General features: G+C 40.2%; 16 protein-coding genes and 11 tRNA genes. 25 read left to right on the forward strand and 2 right to left on the reverse strand.

Annotated elements, in window-relative coordinates:
• Positions 1-16: 16 nt before the first annotated feature.
• The 12 genes from ychF (at position 17) to ED622_RS16105 (ending at position 2,990) form a co-directional block, all read left to right on the forward strand.
• Positions 17-1,108, forward strand: coding sequence for a redox-regulated ATPase YchF (gene ychF, locus ED622_RS16050; RefSeq protein WP_122035749.1), 1,092 nt, complete (start codon positions 17-19; stop codon positions 1,106-1,108).
• 306 nt (positions 1,109-1,414) lie between these two features.
• Positions 1,415-1,491: transfer RNA gene (locus ED622_RS16055), tRNA-Met, on the forward strand.
• Between the two features lie 76 nt (positions 1,492-1,567).
• Positions 1,568-1,652: transfer RNA gene (locus ED622_RS16060), tRNA-Leu, on the forward strand.
• Positions 1,653-1,702: 50 nt separating this feature from the next.
• A tRNA-Gln gene (locus ED622_RS16065) sits at positions 1,703-1,777 on the forward strand.
• Between the two features lie 115 nt (positions 1,778-1,892).
• Positions 1,893-1,977, forward strand: a tRNA-Leu gene (locus tag ED622_RS16070).
• 32 nt (positions 1,978-2,009) lie between these two features.
• A tRNA-Met gene (locus tag ED622_RS16075) sits at positions 2,010-2,086 on the forward strand.
• A gap of 99 nt (positions 2,087-2,185) precedes the next feature.
• Positions 2,186-2,270 (forward strand) — tRNA-Leu (locus tag ED622_RS16080).
• Between the two features lie 32 nt (positions 2,271-2,302).
• Positions 2,303-2,379 (forward strand) — tRNA-Met (locus ED622_RS16085).
• 76 nt (positions 2,380-2,455) lie between these two features.
• A tRNA-Leu gene (locus ED622_RS16090) sits at positions 2,456-2,540 on the forward strand.
• 50 nt (positions 2,541-2,590) lie between these two features.
• Positions 2,591-2,665 (forward strand) — tRNA-Gln (locus tag ED622_RS16095).
• Positions 2,666-2,780: 115 nt separating this feature from the next.
• Positions 2,781-2,865 (forward strand) — tRNA-Leu (locus ED622_RS16100).
• 50 nt (positions 2,866-2,915) lie between these two features.
• Positions 2,916-2,990 (forward strand) — tRNA-Gln (locus ED622_RS16105).
• Between the two features lie 219 nt (positions 2,991-3,209).
• Here the strand turns inward: ED622_RS16105 and ED622_RS16110 are convergent.
• Positions 3,210-4,364, reverse strand: coding sequence for a 2-octaprenyl-3-methyl-6-methoxy-1,4-benzoquinol hydroxylase (locus tag ED622_RS16110; protein WP_174213459.1), 1,155 nt, complete (start codon positions 4,362-4,364; stop codon positions 3,210-3,212).
• Positions 4,365-4,582: 218 nt separating this feature from the next.
• Between ED622_RS16110 and miaB the strand changes: the two genes are divergently transcribed.
• The 5 genes from miaB (at position 4,583) to lnt (ending at position 10,256) form a co-directional block, all read left to right on the forward strand.
• Positions 4,583-6,007: a tRNA (N6-isopentenyl adenosine(37)-C2)-methylthiotransferase MiaB gene (gene miaB / locus ED622_RS16115; RefSeq protein ID WP_122035753.1), complete on the forward strand. Its 1,425-nt coding sequence runs from the start codon at positions 4,583-4,585 to the stop codon at positions 6,005-6,007.
• Positions 6,008-6,154: 147 nt separating this feature from the next.
• A complete protein-coding gene (locus ED622_RS16120) occupies positions 6,155-7,228 on the forward strand; it encodes a PhoH family protein (RefSeq protein ID WP_122035755.1) in 1,074 nt (357 codons plus the stop codon).
• 16 nt (positions 7,229-7,244) lie between these two features.
• Positions 7,245-7,706: an rRNA maturation RNase YbeY gene (gene ybeY / locus ED622_RS16125; protein WP_122035757.1), complete on the forward strand. Its 462-nt coding sequence runs from the start codon at positions 7,245-7,247 to the stop codon at positions 7,704-7,706.
• A gap of 69 nt (positions 7,707-7,775) precedes the next feature.
• On the forward strand, positions 7,776-8,654 hold the full coding sequence (gene corC / locus ED622_RS16130) for a CNNM family magnesium/cobalt transport protein CorC (RefSeq protein WP_122035759.1): 879 nt from the start codon (positions 7,776-7,778) through the stop codon (positions 8,652-8,654).
• A 96-nt stretch (positions 8,655-8,750) separates the two neighbouring features.
• Positions 8,751-10,256 carry an apolipoprotein N-acyltransferase gene (lnt, locus tag ED622_RS16135; RefSeq protein WP_122035761.1) on the forward strand — a complete coding sequence of 502 codons (1,506 nt, stop codon included), beginning with the start codon at positions 8,751-8,753 and terminating at the stop codon, positions 10,254-10,256.
• A 68-nt stretch (positions 10,257-10,324) separates the two neighbouring features.
• Here the strand turns inward: lnt and ED622_RS16140 are convergent, their stop codons facing one another.
• A complete protein-coding gene (locus ED622_RS16140) occupies positions 10,325-10,807 on the reverse strand; it encodes a zinc ribbon-containing protein (protein WP_122035763.1) in 483 nt (160 codons plus the stop codon).
• A gap of 166 nt (positions 10,808-10,973) precedes the next feature.
• On the opposite strand from ED622_RS16140, the gene leuS reads away from it, so the two are divergent.
• The 8 genes from leuS to ED622_RS16180 all read left to right on the forward strand — a co-directional run bounded on the left by leuS (position 10,974) and on the right by ED622_RS16180 (position 20,063).
• A complete protein-coding gene (gene leuS, locus ED622_RS16145; protein WP_122035765.1) occupies positions 10,974-13,550 on the forward strand; it encodes a leucine--tRNA ligase in 2,577 nt (858 codons plus the stop codon).
• Between the two features lie 261 nt (positions 13,551-13,811).
• Entirely contained in the window at positions 13,812-14,369 is a 558-nt protein-coding gene (gene lptE, locus ED622_RS16150; RefSeq protein ID WP_162922561.1) for an LPS assembly lipoprotein LptE, read from the forward strand.
• A gap of 2 nt (positions 14,370-14,371) precedes the next feature.
• Positions 14,372-15,406, forward strand: coding sequence for a DNA polymerase III subunit delta (gene holA / locus ED622_RS16155; RefSeq protein WP_122035769.1), 1,035 nt, complete (start codon positions 14,372-14,374; stop codon positions 15,404-15,406).
• Positions 15,407-15,462: 56 nt separating this feature from the next.
• On the forward strand, positions 15,463-15,780 hold the full coding sequence (rsfS, locus tag ED622_RS16160; RefSeq protein WP_162922538.1) for a ribosome silencing factor: 318 nt from the start codon (positions 15,463-15,465) through the stop codon (positions 15,778-15,780).
• A gap of 4 nt (positions 15,781-15,784) precedes the next feature.
• Entirely contained in the window at positions 15,785-16,255 is a 471-nt protein-coding gene (gene rlmH / locus ED622_RS16165) for a 23S rRNA (pseudouridine(1915)-N(3))-methyltransferase RlmH (RefSeq protein WP_045101495.1), read from the forward strand.
• Between the two features lie 3 nt (positions 16,256-16,258).
• Entirely contained in the window at positions 16,259-18,136 is a 1,878-nt protein-coding gene (mrdA, locus tag ED622_RS16170; protein WP_122035771.1) for a penicillin-binding protein 2, read from the forward strand.
• The gene (rodA, locus tag ED622_RS16175; RefSeq protein ID WP_122035773.1) at positions 18,136-19,257 is read left to right on the forward strand and encodes a rod shape-determining protein RodA; all 1,122 of its coding nucleotides are present in this window, start codon (positions 18,136-18,138) and stop codon (positions 19,255-19,257) included. The genes mrdA and rodA overlap by 1 nt, the downstream gene beginning before the upstream one ends.
• Complete coding sequence (locus tag ED622_RS16180) at positions 19,257-20,063, forward strand: septal ring lytic transglycosylase RlpA family protein (protein ID WP_122035775.1); 807 nt, start codon at positions 19,257-19,259, stop codon at positions 20,061-20,063. The genes rodA and ED622_RS16180 overlap by 1 nt, the downstream gene beginning before the upstream one ends.
• Positions 20,064-20,094 lie beyond the last annotated feature (31 nt).

A 20,094-nucleotide genomic window follows, 5' to 3' on the forward strand; every position in this document is an offset into this window, starting at 1 on the left:
AGATAAGGTTTACATCATGGGTTTTAAATGCGGAATCGTTGGTCTTCCAAACGTTGGTAAATCAACACTGTTTAACGCACTAACTAAAGCAGGAATCGAAGCGGCAAACTTCCCTTTCTGTACAATTGAACCAAACACGGGTGTGGTTCCGGTTCCTGATCTACGTTTAGACGCATTAGCTAAAATCGTAAATCCAGAGCGTATTCTTCCTACAACAATGGAATTTGTTGATATCGCAGGCCTAGTTGCTGGCGCATCTAAAGGTGAAGGTCTAGGTAATAAATTCCTTGCTAACATCCGTGAAACTGATGCTATCGGCCATGTTGTTCGTTGTTTTGAAAATGAAAACATCATTCACGTTGCAGGTAAGATCTCTCCAATTGAAGATATCGAGATCATCAACCTTGAGCTTGCTCTTGCGGATCTAGATTCTTGTGAGCGTGCTATTTTCCGTCAAACGAAGAAAGCAAAAGGCGGAGATCAAGACGCTAAGTTTGAGATCTCAGTTCTTGAAAAACTACTTCCAGTTTTCACTGAAGGTGGAATGGCTCGTACGGTTGAGCTTTCAAAAGAAGAAATCGCATCGGTTTCTTACCTTAACTTCTTAACGTTAAAACCAACAATGTATATTGCTAACGTTGCTGAAGATGGTTTTGAAGATAATCCATTCTTAGACATGGTTCGTGAGTACGCAGAAAAAGAAAACAACGTTGTTGTTGCTGTGTGTGCTTCTATTGAATCAGAGCTTTCTGAGCTTGACGATGAAGATCGTGAAGAATTCTTTGCTGATATGGGCATTGAAGAACCAGGTCTAAACCGTGTTATCCGTTCTGGTTATGAGTTACTTACTCTACAGACGTATTTCACCGCTGGTGTTAAAGAAGTACGTGCTTGGACTATCCCTGTAGGTGCAACTGCTCCTCAAGCGGCAGGTAAGATCCATACGGACTTTGAAAAAGGCTTCATCCGTGCAGAAGTTGTAGGTTACGACAACTTTATTGAATTTAGTGGCGAGAGCGGTGCTAAAGAAGCGGGTAAATGGCGTCTTGAAGGAAAGGATTACATCGTTAAAGATGGCGATGTAGTACATTTCCGCTTCAACGTATAATAAAAAAGGCCAGCATATTTGCTGGCCTTTTTATTACTTGTCTATAATTCAATCAGTTAAACCCATTATTATTCTACCCACCCCAATTCACTACATCTTGTTTTCAACTCTTATTCTTATTCTTTTGCTCTAATTCACTCTATTTTGCATAGAAAAAGTACGCTTTGATTAAAATCCGTTCGAACAAACAAAGAATTCATATTTTTTTCAAAAAAGTGTTGACGCATAAGCCTCTGGTAAGCATAATGCGCTCCGTCCTCACCGATAAGACGGAAGAGAGACGAGTTAGAAAGAAAGAAACAATTTGGCTACTTAGCTCAGCTGGTTAGAGCACATCACTCATAATGATGGGGTCACAGGTTCAAATCCCGTAGTAGCCACCATACAACTTTTAATTGGTTTACCATTCACCGATTAAAATACAGAATATCTATTACTTACTACTGTAAGCTATAGAACGCGGACGTGGCGGAATTGGTAGACGCACCAGATTTAGGTTCTGGCGCCGTAAGGTGTGAGAGTTCAAGTCTCTCCGTCCGCACCATATTTAAAGATGTATTATCTTGGTTTAATTACTAACGTAATCTTCTCTGTTGGGATATCGCCAAGCGGTAAGGCACCGGCTTTTGATGCCGGCATTCCCTGGTTCAAATCCAGGTATCCCAACCACTATTTACATAATTGATGCAACCTGATTAATTATGACAACGTTAGAAAGACTCTCCAATTCGTCTTCTAACTACAAAAATTTCTACTTTTTGTTTTAATTAACAACTAGAAGAACGCGGACGTGGCGGAATTGGTAGACGCACCAGATTTAGGTTCTGGCGCCGTAAGGTGTGAGAGTTCAAGTCTCTCCGTCCGCACCATATTTTTGAATGTTTTATTAAAAACATTCATTGGCTACTTAGCTCAGCTGGTTAGAGCACATCACTCATAATGATGGGGTCACAGGTTCAAATCCCGTAGTAGCCACCATACAACTTTTAATTGGTTTACCATTCACCGATTAAAATATAGAATAACTACTCTTTGTAGATTAAGTGACTATTGTTCTTAATAATCAAGCAGTAGAACGCGGACGTGGCGGAATTGGTAGACGCACCAGATTTAGGTTCTGGCGCCGTAAGGTGTGAGAGTTCAAGTCTCTCCGTCCGCACCATATTTTTGAATGTTTTATTAAAAACATTCATTGGCTACTTAGCTCAGCTGGTTAGAGCACATCACTCATAATGATGGGGTCACAGGTTCAAATCCCGTAGTAGCCACCATACAACTTTTAATTGGTTTACCATTCACCGATTAAAATACAGAATATCTATTACTTACTAYTGTAAGCTATAGAACGCGGACGTGGCGGAATTGGTAGACGCACCAGATTTAGGTTCTGGCGCCGTAAGGTGTGAGAGTTCAAGTCTCTCCGTCCGCACCATATTTAAAGATGTATTATCTTGGTTTAATTACTAAYGTAATCTTCTCTGTTGGGATATCGCCAAGCGGTAAGGCACCGGCTTTTGATGCCGGCATTCCCTGGTTCAAATCCAGGTATCCCAACCACTATTTACATAATTGATGCAACCTGATTAATTATGACAACGTTAGAAAGACTCTCCAATTCGTCTTCTAACTACAAAAATTTCTACTCTTTGTTTTAATTAACAACTAGAAGAACGCGGACGTGGCGGAATTGGTAGACGCACCAGATTTAGGTTCTGGCGCCGTAAGGTGTGAGAGTTCAAGTCTCTCCGTCCGCACCATATTTAAAGATGTATTATCTTGGTTTAATTACTAATGTAATCTTCTCTGTTGGGATATCGCCAAGCGGTAAGGCACCGGCTTTTGATGCCGGCATTCCCTGGTTCAAATCCAGGTATCCCAACCACTTTTAAGAAAGCTCATCATTAATTTGATGGGCTTTTTTTTCGTCTGGACAACCTTCATAAATATTCCTTTTATCCTTACTCTATAAAACCAATCTAAATAGTATTAATAAACGAATTAAATGGTTTTTAACGCAATAAAAAAGGTGACCTAATGATCACCTTACTTTCTGTAGACTAGCTTTTACTCGTCCCTAAGCTCTAGTCCCTAAATATTATTTCTATAATCCCAACGCATACTTCAACGCTTGCGTTTTTAATACACCTGAAGAGTCGGCTAATTTTAAACCGACATTACGCAGGAATTTAACCGGTGGTAATGAGTTACTAAATAAGGTGTAAAACAGATCCATACTACTTTGCATGGCTAAGTTATCTATTTTTCGTTTAGATTGATAAGACAATAAGGCTTTATCTGTCTCAGCTCCTTTCGTTTCAATTTCTTCTAACAGCACTTTGACGTCTTTAAAACCCAAATTCACACCTTGTCCTGCTAAAGGGTTAATCGTATGGGCCGCATCCCCTAATAAAACACAACGATGATCGACGTATTTTTTAGCATGTCGACGAGTTAAAGGAAATGAGCCTGATTGCTCGACAGTGAATTCTCCCAATTCTTGTGGAAAATACGCTTTAATTTCTTTTTCTAACTGAATAGAGCTCATAGCAGAAAGCTGTTTAATACGAGAGGGTGAGTCATACCAAACTAAAGAACCTTTATTTCCATGCAAAGGAAGAAATGATCGAGGGCCAGAAGGAGTAAACCACTGCCAAGTTATGTCTTGTTGAGCTTCAGCAGTATCTATATTGATTAACATACAATGTTGGCGATAATCCCAAGCCGTGATCCCTATTTTTGCTTTCTGACGAACATAAGAATTAGCGCCATCAGCACCGATAACCCATTTTGTTTTAATTTTATCGCCATTTTCCAATGTCAATACATTGTGGTCAGTAAAAAATTCAAGCTCAGCAATTTTTGCAGGAGTAATAACTGACAGGTTTTCATAAGTAGAAAACATCTGCCATAACCCTAATTGAATAAGGCGGTTTTCAACAATAAAGCCAAGCTGCTCCATCTCTAATGCATCAGAATGAAAACGAGTTCGACATTCAGGGTGCTCCCATGTTTCCAAGCGCTTATAAGGGCATACACGCATTTCTTTGATGTATTGCCAAGCACCTAAATCTTCAAGCAGATCAACGGAAGATTGAGAAATAGCAGAAACACGAATATCCATTGGTTGGCTATCATCAAAAGAAACTGGCGCTTTATGCTCAATGACAGCAACTTGATACCCTAATTTTGATAAACCGATGGCTGTAGCTGCTCCCACCATTCCACCACCAACGATCGTATAATCATATTCTTTCATCATCCATAGACCTTATATGAGTCAATAATTTCCCTTATTCTACCGTGATTCACTCTTAATCTAAATCATTCAAATAATACCCTTAAAATATTCAAGGGTGTCTACATCTAGTCATTAAGCGTGGAAAGCAGTACAATACGCGCCCTATCCGTTTTGATTGAGCCTGTCTCTCAAAACTGTACCGAATTCTAGTAATAAAATACGAGTGAAAAAGTTACATGACTAAGAAACTGCTAATCAAAACCTGGGGCTGCCAGATGAACGAATACGATTCATCTAAAATGGCCGATCTTTTAGGTGCCGCAAATGGTTATGAATTAACTGAAGATCCAAAAGAAGCGGATGTTCTGTTATTAAATACCTGTTCAATTCGTGAAAAAGCCCAAGAGAAAGTTTTTCACCAACTGGGCCGCTGGAAACATTTAAAAGATAAAAAACCAGACTTAGTTATTGGTGTTGGTGGTTGTGTTGCGACTCAAGAAGGTGATCATATTCGCCAACGAGCGCCTTACGTTGACGTTATTTTTGGCCCTCAAACACTTCACCGTTTGCCTGAAATGATCCGACAATCACTTTCTAATGAAAAAACCGTCATGGATATTTCATTTCCAGAGATCGAAAAATTCGATAACCTTCCTGAACCAAAAGCGGATGGCGTATCTGCATTCGTTTCTATCATGGAAGGCTGTTCAAAATACTGTACTTACTGCGTAGTTCCTTATACTCGTGGCGAAGAAGTTAGCCGTCCGTTAGATGATGTGTTATTTGAAATTGCACAGTTAGCCGAGCAAGGTGTACGTGAAGTTAACCTGCTAGGTCAAAACGTAAACGCTTACCGTGGTCCAATGTACGATGGTGATATCTGTACTTTTGCAGAATTACTTCGCATGGTTGCTTCAATTGATGGTATCGACCGCTTACGCTTTACGACAAGTCACCCTCTAGAATTTGGTGATGATATCGTAGAAGTTTATGAAGACACGCCAGAATTAGTAAGCTTCTTACATTTACCAGTTCAAAGTGGTTCAGATCGCATTCTAACGATGATGAAACGTCCTCATACTGCTATTGAGTACAAATCAATCATTCGTAAGCTACGTAAAGCTCGTCCTGATATTTTAATCAGCTCAGACTTTATCGTTGCTTTCCCTGGTGAGTCAGAAAAAGACTTCCAAGACACAATGAAGCTAATTAAAGACGTTGATTTTGATATGAGCTACAGCTTTGTCTTTTCTCCTCGTCCTGGTACGCCTGCTGCTGATTATCCATGTGATATTCCAGAGCAAACGAAAAAAGACCGTTTAGCTGAGCTTCAACAGCAAATTAACTTCCAATCAGCACGTTTCTCTCGTCAAATGCTGGATACAGAAGTTCGTGCATTAGTTGAAGGTCCATCAAAGCGTAACCCAATGGAATTACGTGCTCGTACTGAAAACAACCGTGTTGTTAACTTTACTGGTAGCCCTGAGTTAATTGGCCAATTTGTTGATATTCATATCACAGAGTCATTTACGAACTCTTTACGTGGTGATCTAGTTCGTACAGAAAAAGACATGGGATTACGTGTTGCTGTCTCTCCTTCAGAAATGATGGAAAAGACTCGTCGTGAAGACGATCTAGGTGTTGGAACTTTTACACCATAATGTGACATTATCAGTAAAACCAAAGACAAAAAAAGATGATTAAGGTTTCTTGATCATCTTTTTTCTTATTTAGCCTTGAGATAATTCCATCTTTGCCCAATAAATAATAGATGTATCCCATAGTTATTCATATTCTGAGAGGCGACATTGAGCATTAAAACAACCAAATTAGAGTTGACCTTAGAGCCAGCAGATAACCAACGCTTATCCAACCTTTGTGGGCCATTTGATGACAACATAAAGCATCTTGAGCGTCGTTTAGGTGTCGAAGTAAACTATCGCGGTAATCTTTTTACTGTCGTGGGTAAACCTCATACGGTTTCAGCTGCAATTGATATCTTAAAAGATCTTTACGTAGAAACGGCCCCCGTTAAGAATCAATACCCAGATATTGAGCCTGAACAGATCCACTTAGCCGTAAAAGAATCAGGCATACTTGAACAAGAAAAAAGTGAGGTTTCTACCATTCCTCATGGTAAAGAGATCTTCATTAAAACGAAAAAAGGCCTAATTAAACCAAGAACAGAAAACCAAGCCCAATATGTTACTAATATAGTGACTCACGATATCACTTTTGGGATTGGTCCTGCAGGTACAGGTAAAACGTACCTTGCTGTTGCTGCCGCAGTTGATGCATTAGAGCGCCAAGAAGTTCGTCGTATTCTTTTAACTCGACCAGCAGTAGAGGCCGGTGAAAAACTGGGCTTCTTACCTGGTGATTTAAGTCAAAAGGTCGATCCTTATCTTCGCCCTCTCTACGACGCTCTTTTTGACATGCTTGGCTTTGAGCGTGTTGAAAAGTTAATTGAACGAAGTGTTATCGAAGTTGCTCCACTGGCTTATATGCGTGGGCGAACTCTAAATGATGCCTTTATCATTTTAGATGAAAGCCAAAACACTACTGTAGAACAAATGAAAATGTTCTTAACTCGTATTGGCTTTAATTCTCGAGCAGTGATTACGGGCGATATTACCCAAATAGATTTGCCTCGCGGGGCTAAGTCCGGTTTACGTCATGCGACTGAAGTATTATCAGAAGTTGATGAAATCAGTTTCAATTTCTTTATCGCCGATGATGTCGTCCGTCATCCAGTGGTTGCTCGTATTGTAAATGCTTATGAAAAATGGGAAGCAAAAGATCAAAAAGAGCGTAAACTAGAAGAAATACGCAGAAAGCAAGAGCGTGATGCTCGTTTAGCTGACGCTGATAATAATAAGTAATAAATTTAGGTGAACCATGAGCATTGAACTCGATCTACAAATTGCATGTGAAAATGAAAAAGACCTGCCTTCAGAAAAAGACATTATGTCTTGGCTAAATGCAGTACTTCCTCAATTTCAACCACAAGCAGAGCTAACAATCCGAATTGTAGATGAAAAAGAAAGTCATGAGTTAAACCATCAATACCGTGGTATGGATAAACCAACCAATGTATTATCGTTTCCGTTTGAAGCACCTCCTGAAATTGAGATCGATTTGTTAGGTGATTTAATCATCTGTCGTCAAGTTGTTGAAAAAGAAGCTATTGAACAAAACAAGCCTTTATTAGCACATTGGGCGCATATGGTTGTACATGGCAGTCTTCATCTGCTAGGTTATGACCATATCGAGGATGAAGAAGCTGAAGAAATGGAATCACTCGAAACCGAATTAATGCAAGATATGGGATTTGAAGACCCGTATCTTGCTGAGAAATAATTGTTGGAATAATCCAATAGTTACTTATGTGAGCTATCCACATTGATAGCAACTACTTTTAAAGAAGCCATGAACGACGAAAATTCACAGAATACAGAAGGTCCGAGTAGAAAGTCCTTCTTAGGACGCCTTTCTCAACTATTCCAAGGGGAACCTAAAGATCGCCAAGAACTGGTAGATGTATTTAGAGACTCTGAAGAGAATGAAGTTATTGACCACGACACTCGAGACATGCTCGAAGGTGTTATGGAAATTTCTGAAATGAGAGTTCGAGACATCATGTTACCGCGCTCTCAAATGGTCACAGTTGAAAAAACTCAAGATCTAGAATCACTGATAGCAACTATCATAGAAGCGTCACACTCACGCTACCCTGTGATCAGTGAAGATAAAGACCATGTTGAAGGAATACTCCTTGCGAAGGACTTACTTAGATACCTAGGCTCCGATTGTGAAGCCTTTGAGATCGAACAAGTTATTCGACCTGCTGTTGTAGTACCTGAAAGTAAACGTGTTGATAAACTTTTAAAAGAGTTTAGACAAGAGCGCTACCACATGGCCATCGTTGTAGATGAGTTTGGTGGGGTTTCTGGTTTAGTTACTATCGAAGATATCCTTGAAGAAATCGTTGGGGATATTGAAGATGAGTTTGATGACGAAGAAGAAAAAGACATCCGCCAGTTAAGTAAGCACACATTTGCTGTGAAAGCGCTGACTGAGATTGATGACTTTAACGAGATCTTCTCAACACACTTCAGTGATGAAGAAATTGATACGGTTGGAGGTTTAGTATTAACCAGTTTTGGGCATTTACCTGAAAGTGGCGAAACTATCGAAATCTCTGGTTTTACTTTTAAAGTAACCGCAGCAGACAATCGTCGCATTATTCAACTTCAAGTTACGATTCCAGATAAAGAATCTGTAAAAAAAGAAACTGAAGAAGAATAAAAAATACAGCCACTAGATCTCTCTAGTGGCTGAACTTTATCTAACTTACAAAGACTAACTCTTTTTCGCTACTTACATCTATTTGAGTTATAGCCAATGCCTTTACTTTCTCATTACTTCATCCGACTTCTTATTGCCCTACTTTCAGGCGCAAGTGCTACCCTTGCTTTTGCTCCCTACTCTTTATGGCCTTTTGCTTTCATCGCTCCTTTGCTTCTTTTGTTACTATTGCATAAACAGACAACAAAAAAAGCAACGTGGCTAGGCTTCTCTTGGGGCTTAGGTTACTTTGGCGCCGGAGTGAGTTGGGTTCATGTAAGTATCGACAACTTTGGTGGTATGCCAGTCGCTGCTAGTCTCTTTTTAATGATCGGACTAATCAGTTATCTTGCGTTATATCCGATGCTATTTTCATTTCTTTTACAGCGATTTTTTAGCCAGCATAAACTGACGAAATACTTATTATCAGCTCCTGCACTTTGGCTTGTCACTGATTGGCTACGTGGCTGGGTATTTACCGGGTTCCCATGGTTATGGCTAGGATACAGTCAAATTGATAGCCCTCTTTCTCCTTGGGGAGCCATATTCGGCGTAGAAGGCATTACGTTAATGATCCTGATTTCTGTGGGGGCAATGATATACAGCCTTCTGGAGAAAAAATGGAGTTTACTTCTGATCCCAGCGGTCATTATTGCCACTTCTTTTGCTATCAAGCCATTTGATTGGGTTACACCGCAACCAGACAAAGCAACCAAAGTCGCTCTAATCCAAGGAAATGTTAATCAAGCAATTAAATGGCTGCCAAGAGAGCGTTGGCCAACCATCATGAAATACATGGATTTGACGCGCAAGAATTGGGATGCAGATTTAATTGTGTGGCCAGAAGCGGCAATCCCTGCGTTAGAGATTGAAATTCCAAGCTTTTTACGCAACCTTGATAGCGCAGCCACCATGAATAACAGCACAGTTATTACTGGTATTGTTGGCCAAAGTCCAACCGGGAACTTCTATAACAATATTATTTCACTTGGTGTAAATGGTACCAAAGGATACAACTATCAAGATCAACCGAGATACAGTAAACATCACCTACTGCCATTTGGTGAATTTGTTCCTTTTGAAAATATATTACGCCCGATAGCCCCTATTTTTAATCTACCAATGTCATCATTTAGTCGTGGGGATTACATCCAGCCTAATATCGAAGCCAGTGGTACACACTTAGCTCCAGCGCTATGCTATGAAATAGTCTACGGTGAACAAGTTAGAGAGAACATTACTGAGCAAACCGATTATATTTTAACGCTTTCTAATGATGCTTGGTTTGGTACTTCGATTGGGCCACTACAGCATATGGAAATGGCACAAATGCGTGCACTAGAAACAGGGAAACCGGTTATTCGCTCAACAAACAATGGCGTAACTGCGATCACTGATTATCGTGGCAACATTACTCAACAAATCCCACAGTTCACCACTGCGGTATTACGAGGTGAAGTTATCCCTACGACAGGAACAACACCTTATCGTTATTGGGGTTCAATACCTTTGTATTTGCTAGTATTTTTATCTTTGGTTATCGCTTGGCGAAAACGAACCTAATTACATTGCTATTGGTCTGTATTTCTTAATTGAACTACAGACCAGCTACTTTATGAGAGCGGCAAACACTATGGCTTCAGAGACACTCGGGTAAATTCTTTATTATCACAGTGCGTGCAAGGTTGAATAATTTGAGCATGGTTAAATTGCTCACGGTGACCGCATTTTTCACACACTAAAATCCCCAAACCCACAACTTCACCCGCCTGATAAACCCCTTGATGTTCTAAATCATCAAACACTTCTTTCCATTCAACTTGTGTTTTATCGGTAATTTCAAGTAAAGCATGCCACATAGAGTCAGAGATCAATCGATAAAATGGCGAGTCAGGAAAGGTGGTTTTACTCTCTTCATAATTTTGAGCAAACTCTTTCATATCTCGTTTCACGTAATTGGAAATTAAAGCGAGTTCATCTTTGGTCATATCAGACGCCGCATCCACCACTTCTTCTGATGATTTAGCCCAATGTTCAAATTCTTCAGGACTTCTTTCCAATACATTCATTACACGCTCTAAGACGGCGTTATAACCTGTTTTTTGCTTAGACATAAGTCACCTCCAAGAATTCGCTAGATTTATATAGCGAAGAGTGAGTTAAAGGTTATCAGGTCGCTTGAGTATAAGCGCTCCATTAGTTATTCTATGCCGATCAAGTATTATCTGATCAAACCGATCTCACATTTTTTGTGATCCACTGACATAACTGGGTAAATCGATGCAAGAACAATATAATCCACAGGATCTAGAACAGAAGATCCAAAAACATTGGGACGACAACAAAACGTTTGTTGTGACTGAAGACGCAAGCAAAGAAAAATTCTACTGCCTCTCAATGTTCCCATACCCAAGTGGTCGTCTACACATGGGTCACGTTCGTAACTACACTATTGGTGATGTGGTTTCTCGTTACCAACGTCTACAAGGCAAAAACGTAATGCAACCTATCGGTTGGGATGCGTTTGGTCTTCCTGCTGAGAATGCAGCTGTTAAAAACAATACAGCACCAGCGCCTTGGACATACGAAAACATCGAATACATGAAAAACCAACTTAAGCTATTAGGCTTTGGTTACGATTGGAATCGTGAGTTCGCAACTTGTACGCCTGAGTACTACCGTTGGGAACAAGAGTTCTTCACAAAACTGTACAACAAAGGCTTAGTTTATAAGAAAACCTCTTCTGTAAACTGGTGTCCAAATGACCAAACTGTTCTTGCAAACGAACAAGTTGAAGACGGTTGTTGTTGGCGTTGTGATACCCCTGTTGAACAAAAGAAGATTCCACAGTGGTTCATTAAAATTACTGAATACGCACAAGAACTTCTTGATGACCTAGATAACCTTGATGGTTGGCCAGAAATGGTTAAAACCATGCAACGCAACTGGATTGGTCGTTCTGAAGGCGTAGAACTATCTTTTGCTGTTAACGGCGAAGAAGCTCCTTTAGAAGTATATACCACACGTCCAGATACGCTAATGGGTGTTACTTACGTTGGTATCGCAGCAGGTCACCCTCTTGCAGAGAAAGCAGCGGCAACAAACCCTGAGCTATTCGCATTCACAGAAGAGTGTCGCAATACTAAAGTTGCTGAAGCTGAATTAGCAACGATGGAAAAGAAAGGTATGGATACTGGCCTACGTGCTATCCACCCTCTTAACGGTCGTGAAGTGCCAATTTTTGTCGCAAACTTCGTATTAATGGATTACGGCACAGGTGCGGTAATGGCGGTTCCTGCTCACGATCAACGTGACTATGAATTTGCAACTAAATACAACTTAGACATCATCCCAGTAATCAAACCTGAAGATGGTTCTGATGTAGACGTATCTGAAGCGGCTTACACTGAAAAAGGCGTTCTGTTTGATTCTGGTGAATTCGACGGTCTTGCTTTCCAAGAGGCATTTGATGCTATCGCTGCGAAACTAGAAGCAGAAGGTAAAGGCAAGAAAACAGTAAACTTCCGTCTACGTGACTGGGGTGTTTCTCGTCAACGTTACTGGGGTGCTCCAATCCCAATGGTAACAACTGAAGATGGTGAAGTTCACCCAGTACCAGCAGATCAACTACCAGTAATTCTTCCTGAAGATGTGGTAATGGATGGCGTAACTAGCCCAATCAAAGCTGACAAAGAATGGGCAAAAACGACATTCAACGGTGAACCAGCACTGCGTGAAACAGACACCTTTGATACCTTCATGGAATCATCTTGGTACTACGCACGTTACTGTTCACCACAAGCTGACGATATTCTAGACCCAGAAAAAGCAAACTACTGGTTACCAGTAGACCAATACGTTGGTGGTATTGAGCACGCATGTATGCACCTTCTTTACTCTCGCTTCTTCCATAAGCTTCTACGTGATGCGGGTTATGTAAATTCAGACGAACCATTCAAGCAACTTTTATGTCAAGGTATGGTACTTGCTGATGCATTTAGCCACACAAACGAAAAAGGCACAAAAGAGTGGATCGCACCAACAGATGTAACAATTGAGCGTGACGCAAAAGGTCGCATTGAGAAAGCAGTCGATAACCAGGGCCGTAACGTTGACCACTCTGGCATGATCAAAATGTCTAAGTCTAAAAACAACGGTATCGACCCTCAAGAAATGGTTGATAAGTTTGGCGCTGATACAGTACGTCTATTCATGATGTTTGCAGCACCTGCTGATATGACTCTAGAATGGCAAGAATCAGGCGTTGAAGGCGCAAGTCGTTTCCTTAAGCGTGTATGGAAATTAGTTCACGAGCACACAACAAAAGGCGCAACTGAAGCGTTAGATGTTGCCGCTCTATCTGGTGACCAAAAAGCACTGCGCCGTGATGTTCATAAAACGATTGCAAAAGTAAGTGATGATATTGGCCGTCGCCAAACATTCAACACTGCGATTGCTGCAATCATGGAATTGATGAACAAACTAAATAAAGCACCTCAAGGTTCAGCACAAGATCGCGCTCTTCTTGATGAAGCATTAAAAGCGGTTGTTGTTATGCTTTACCCTATGACTCCACACGCAAGCTTTGCAATGTGGGATGCTCTAGGTGAATCAAACATAGATACCGCTGCATGGCCAACATTTGATGAAAAAGCACTTGTTGAAGATGAGAAAACTATCGTAGTTATGATCAACGGTAAATTGCGTGCAAAACTGATTGTTGCAGCTGATGCAACAGAAGAACAAGTGAAAGAGCTTGGTCTAAAAGATGAAAACGCACTTAAGTTCCTAGATGGCCTAACTATCCGTAAAGTTATCTATGTACCAGGCAAGCTTTTAAACATCGTAGCTAACTAATTTAACTATTAACTGATTTACTAGTTAAAGTTACGTTATTAGCTAAAAAGTAATTTGAACCTTTTTTCTTATTACTTTTCTATTTAAAGCATAAGCAGTTTATCTGCTTATGCTTATTTAACTGTTTTATCTTATGCAATAAATTAAATTGTCGATAGAATAGTTAAGTAAGCATTTAATCACCACTTGAGGAGTTACTCGGTGAAACGACTTTTATCTCTATTTTCTCTTCGTACGACAATCGTATTGACGCTATCACTTATGGTCTCTGCGTGTGGCTTTCATCTACGTGGAAATTATCTTCTTCCTGAAGAATTGCATGATATTTCTTTAACAAGCTTTGACCAATACAGTGATTTAACTCGTAATGTGCAAAAACAGTTAAGAATGAATGGGATCCGCCAAGTGGCACCAACAACTGTAACGCCTAGCTTAGATTTAATTAGCGAAAGCCTTGGTGAGCGTACTTTATCTCTTTATCAAAATAGCCGAGCAGCAGAAAAAGAACTGACCTATACCGTTAGATATAGCGTTCTTATCCCAGAACATGACATTAAAACTTACACGACTACAGTTAATCGTAATTATCTTGATAACCCACTAACGGCACTGGCTAAATCGGTTGAACGAGACATGATTGAAGATGAAATGCGCGCACAAGCCGCAGAACAGATCTTACGTCAAATGGCTCGATTAAAAGCAGATGATCAACCAGCCGAATCCACTGATACGATTACTAATAACGATGAGAGCGAAACCAAAGTTTCGACACAAGAAGTAATAAAAACAATGAGTCCATCAACTGAAAATAATCAATAATAATGAGAGTATTTCCAGAACAATTAGCGCAAAATTTAGAACGTGGTTTACGTCAGTGCTACCTTTTATTTGGTAATGAACCACTATTAAAGCAAGAAAGCTTAGATATCGTTCGCCAAACGGCATTCGCACATGGATTTGAAGAAAAGCATCAATTCACACTCGATAAGCAACTCGATTGGGAATTGATCTTTGATTGCACTCAAGCCTTAAGCTTATTTTCATCTCGACAAATACTTGAACTGACTATCCCTGAAACAGGGATCACAACAGCACATACCAATAAGATTAAAGAGCTTGTACCTGCTCTTCACGATGATATTTTGTTGGTCGTTCAAGGGCCAAGAGTTAATAAAGCTCAAGAAAATAGCCAGTGGTTTAAAGCCTTAGTTCAACTTGGTTTATTTGTACCTTGTAATACACCCGACAACCAACAGCTTCCTCGCTTTATTCAACAGCGTTGTAAAAAGCTCAAGTTAAAACCGGATGCAGAAGCAATACAAATGCTAGCTCAGTGGCATGAAGGTAACCTATTGGCTCTTGCTCAAAGTTTAGACAAATTAGCTCTGCTATATCCTGATGGTTTACTGACTTTAATTCGCATAGAAGAAGCCTTAAATAGAAATAACCATTTCACTCCATTTCAATTGCTCGATACCTTGTTATCAGGCCAAGCGAAGCGTGCACAGCGTATTCTTCGTCAATTGGAGAGCGAAGGAATGGAAGTTATGATTCTATTAAGAACGCTACAAAAAGAGCTATTTCTATTACAAACCTTCCAACAAGCGATTACTCAAGGCGAAGCTATGTTTACTGTCTTTGATCGCTATAAGGTATGGCAAAACCGACGTCCTTTGTATCAATCCGCATTACAACGATTACCAATGATGCAAATACAGCAGCTTATTCGCTCACTGGCATGCATGGAAGTCGCGACAAAAACAGACTTCGATACCAATTGTTGGCCACAACTTAGTCAATTGACTTTAGATATGTGTAATATTCACATTTCAGTGACACCCAACTTATCTCATTAATCGAGTATCACTGATATACTCCATTATAAATAATCCATTTCTTCTAGGTGATTACTTTGCAAGATAAAGAACTCCATGATTTTCTATTCAACAATGTTGATGATATGAAAGCTGAAAACATCATTACTCTTGATGTTCGTGACAAATCAAGCATCACAGATTTTATGATCGTCTGTACTGGTACCTCAAAACGCCATGTTAGCTCTATTGCCTTGAACGTATCAAATAAAGCAAGAGAAGTCGGCTTAACTCCCTATGGTGTTGACGGTGAAGCAGAAGGTGAATGGGTTGTTGTTGATATGGGTGACGTCATGATTCATATCTTGCAAGAAGAACACCGTGCTCTGTACCAACTAGAAAAACTGTGGAGCTAATTTAATGAAGCTTCAGTTAATTGCCGTTGGGACAAAAATGCCTAAATGGGTAGAAGAAGGCTACAAAGAATATAGCCGTCGCTTCCCTAAAGATATGCCTCTTGAACTTATAGAGATCACTGCTGGTAAACGTGGCAAAAATGCCGATATCGCACGAATTCTTCAAAAAGAAGGAGAGGCAATGCTGGCTGCTGTACCAAAAGGCAATCGCATTGTGACTCTTGATATTCCAGGAAAGCGTTGGGATACAGAGCAACTGGCAGAGCAGTTAGAAGTATGGAAATTAGATGCTCGTGACGTATCTATTCTTATTGGTGGTCCTGAAGGTCTATCTCCTGCTTGTAAAGCCGCGGCAGAGCAAAGCTGGTCTTTATCTCCACTCACTCTTCCACACCCTCTTGTTCGTGTTGTTATGGCAGAAAGCCTATACCGAGCATGGAGTATTACAGCCAATCACCCTTACCACAGAGAATAAGAGTTGATTAAGCGCAAACGCACACAAATTCGTGATTACCACGCTGAAACGAGACTATTTGCTTCCCGCGCAATCGTCTCGTTTGCGGGGATCATTGTGCTTATTGGTCTGCTATTGAGCAATTTGTACAATATTCAAATTAATGAGTTTCAAGATTATAAAACACGTTCGAACGACAACCGTATCAAAGTCGTTCCTATCGCTCCAAATCGTGGCCTTATTTACGACCGTAATCATAAGCCTTTAGCGGAAAACCGCCCTGTATTTAATCTAGAAATCACACCAGATAAAGTAAAAGACTTGTCACTGTTGTTTAGTGAACTACAAACAATTTTACCTATCACTCAAAGTGATATTGATAGCTTTAAAAAAGAACGACGTCGTACTCGTCGCTTTAAATCTATTCCGATTTTATCCCAGTTAACCCAGAAACAAGTTGCTGTCTTTGCAGTAAACCAACACAAGTTCTCCGGTGTTGAAGTGAAAGCGTATTTAAAACGCTTTTATCCTTATGGGAAAACGTTTACTCATGTACTGGGTTATGTCGCAAAAATTAATGATCGAGATCTTGCACGTTTAGCTCGAGAAGAAAAAGACGCAAATTACCAAGCAACGCGTGATATAGGTAAATTAGGCATTGAGCGCTATTACGAAGATACGCTTCATGGAACGGCTGGCTATCAAGAAGTTGAGGTTAATAGCCGCGGCCGTGTTGTACGTACTCTAAAATACGTCCCGCCTATCCCAGGAAAAGATATCGTATTAAACCTTGATATAGAACTACAACAATTTGTTGAAAAACAATTAGATGGTAGACGAGGGGCCGCTATTGTACTTGAGCCTAAAACCAGCGCTGTTTTAGCTATGGTCTCTAGTCCTAGTTACGACCCAAATTTATTTGTTCACGGTATTTCAAGTAAAAATTATAACGCGTTATTGAATGATCCTGACCGCCCACTAGTTAACCGTGCAACCTTAGGAATTTATCCTCCAGCATCTACGGTTAAGCCGTTTATTGCCGTTTCTGCTTTAGAAGATAAAATCGTAACGCCATATACGACACGTAACGATCCTGGTTACTGGCGCATACCTAATTCAAAAACTAGGCCTTTTCGAGATTGGAAACGCTGGGGCCATGGCACCGTTAATCTAAAACAAGCCATTGAAGAATCGGTTGATACCTTTTTCTATCAAATCGCTTTTGATATGGGTATTGATCGCTTATCTACCTGGATGATGAAATTTGGTTTTGGTGATTACACCGGCATCGATATCCACGAAGAAAGTAAAGCAAATATGCCGACTCGAGACTGGAAAGTAGCCCGCTTCCGCACACCTTGGTATCAAGGCGATACAATTCCTGTAGGTATTGGACAAGGTTATTGGACCGCAACCCCAATGCAAATAGCCAAAGCAACGTCAGTCTTGGTTAATCATGGCAAAGTACAGGCGCCCCATTTACTCAAAGCGATTGTTGATGAAAAAGCGGAAGTGCCTTTTGAACCAGAGCCATACCCACCCATTGAAGGGATTAAAGATAGTTATTGGCAACTGGCCGTTGATGGCATGATTTTAGTTAATAATGGCCCTAAAGGAACAGCAAGACGTATTTTCGCTGGAACGCCTTATGTCAGTGCAGGTAAATCTGGCTCATCTCAAGTCTTTGGTTTAAATGGCCAAGAATATAATGCGGATGAAATTGCGGAACGTTTACGTGATCACGCTTTATTTACCGGCTTTGCTCCAGCAAAAGATCCAAAAGTCATTATTTCATTGGTTCTTGAAAATGGTGGCGGTGGTTCAACTCAAGGTGGACCTATTGCGCGTAGTGTATTTGATCATGTACTGCTCCCAACTCCAAAAGAGGTAACTAAGAAATAATGAGAGTAGATATTGCATCAGGAAAAAATAGAGATTTTTTTCACCGTATCCACATCGACCTACCACTGCTATTAGGGATTTTGTTATTAATGGCTTGCGCTCTTGTCATTATGTACAGTGCCAGTGGCAAAAGCCTATTGATGATGGATAAGCAAGCGATGCGTATGCTTCTCTCATTAGGCGTCATGTTTGTATTAGCTCAAATATCTCCTAGAGCCTATGAAGCAGCCGCCCCTTATTTATTTACAGTTGGCCTCGTTTTATTATTAGGCGTTCTCTTTTTTGGTGAGGCCTCTAAAGGCGCTCAACGATGGCTTAATCTTGGCTTTGTTCGTTTTCAACCTTCCGAATTAATAAAGCTCGCCGTCCCTTTAATGGTAGCTCGTTATATTGGTAATAAAGCACTGCCTCCAACAATAAAAACACTTTTCTGTGCATTATTGATGGTATTTATTCCAACAATAATGATCGCCAAACAGCCCGATTTAGGCACCTCAATCTTAATTGCAGCTTCTGGTATCTTTGTGATTTTTCTAGCAGGGATCAGTTGGAAAATAATCTGCGCGGCAGCGGTAGCCGTTGGTGGTTTTATCCCCATTTTATGGTTCTTCTTAATGCGCCCCTATCAAAAAGTAAGGGTACAAACATTATTTAATCCAGAATCAGACCCACTTGGTGCTGGCTACCATATTATTCAATCAAAAATCGCAATTGGCTCTGGTGGGCTAGGTGGTAAAGGATGGTTACATGGGACACAATCTCAATTAGAGTTCATCCCTGAGCGCCATACCGATTTCATTTTTGCTGTTATAGCAGAAGAATGGGGCTTAATTGGCGTCATGGCTCTGCTCTCTATTTATTTGTTCATCATTGGTCGTGGTTTATTCTTAGCAAGCCAAGCTCAAACGGCTTTTGGTCGAATGATGGGAGGAAGTGTTGTTCTCAGTTTCTTTGTTTATATTTTCGTAAATATAGGCATGGTAAGCGGCATTCTTCCTGTTGTTGGCGTTCCACTTCCATTAGTCAGTTACGGCGGTACCTCAATGGTAACCCTTATGGCTGGTTTTGGTATTCTCATGTCAATTCATACACATAGAAAAGTTCACTCAAAGGCTAATTAATGCGCATTTTTTTACTCGCACTCTCTCTTGTATTAGCAGGCTGTGCTTCTGAACCAACAGTAAATAAAGACGAACCTAATGCAGGTCGTTATCAAATAGACAGTGATGTTGCTCCGCAGACTCCTATATCAGTTGAACATATTGAGGATGCTCATCCACGCTATGAGCCAAAAAGTTTATACGGCAACAAAGATTACACTTTATTAGGTCAAGACTATCCAATAGTTAAAGAACCAAAAGGCTTTACTCAAGAAGGAAAAAGCTCTTGGTATGGTAATAAGTTCCATGGGCATAAAACCTCTAATGGTGAGGTATATGATATGTACTCAATGAGTGCTGCTCATAAAACATTACCAATCCCTAGCTATGTTAAAGTGACCAATAAAGACAATGGAAAAACAGCGATTGTTCGTGTTAATGACCGTGGTCCTTTCCATGAGGGACGCATTATTGATTTAAGTTTTGCAGCAGCAACGAAATTAGATGTGATAAAAACAGGTACAGCTAATGTGAAGATTGAATATATTGCCATTGATAAGCCGACCAACATTCAAGATTGGCATGCGATAGATCCAAATCAATACTATATCCAAATGGTTGCAGTGAAAAATAAAGACAGTGCAGAGAAAGCCGCTTTGCTACTACAAGAAAAATTCAACACCTCTACGAACATAATAAAATCAAATTACGGATTTCGAGTTCGTTTAGGTCCATTTCTTGATCGTGATGTTGCCGATAAAAAATTATTAAAAGTGAAGAATACTAATTACTCATCGGCATTTATTATCCAAGAAGCAAAAAAATAGGCTTTTTAATGTCAACGTTGAGTGAATATTG

It is taken from the genome of Aliivibrio sp. EL58, from assembly GCF_900312675.1.
Classification (GTDB): domain Bacteria; phylum Pseudomonadota; class Gammaproteobacteria; order Enterobacterales; family Vibrionaceae; genus Aliivibrio.